This is a genomic window from Pseudomonas sp. SWRI111, from assembly GCF_014268555.1.
Taxonomy (GTDB): domain Bacteria; phylum Pseudomonadota; class Gammaproteobacteria; order Pseudomonadales; family Pseudomonadaceae; genus Aquipseudomonas; species Aquipseudomonas hamedanensis.
In genome coordinates this window covers 1-245 of sequence record NZ_JABWQQ010000149.1, presented here as the reverse complement: position 1 = coordinate 245, position 245 = coordinate 1, and the positions used below count along the sequence as shown (strand labels likewise).

Annotated in this window: 1 protein-coding gene; it reads right to left on the bottom strand. The window is 45.3% G+C overall.

The genetic code is table 11. The annotated features are described in order from the left end of the window. Nucleotides 1-223 (bottom strand): hypothetical protein (locus HU755_RS27635; RefSeq protein WP_238350063.1); only part of this gene is annotated, 223 nt, incomplete at its 3' end. Nucleotides 224-245: the final 22 nt, after the last annotated feature.

Sequence of the window (245 nt, the reverse complement as noted above, 5' to 3'; positions counted from 1 at the left end):
ATGCTGGATAACCAAATCCTCCAAATAAAGCTGGGCCAAGTAATGCGCCTGTTGCGAAACCACCTAGTAAGCCTAAGCCGAGTCCTAAGCCAGCTCCACCGAATCCGAAGCCAGGTCTGCCAAACCCGAAACCAGGTCTTCCAATTCCAAAACCAGGTCTTCCGATTCCAAAGCCAGGACGTATTCTTCTCATATCATGTGAATAAATGAAATGATTTTGCATAAAATCTCCTCCTCTTTTTAAC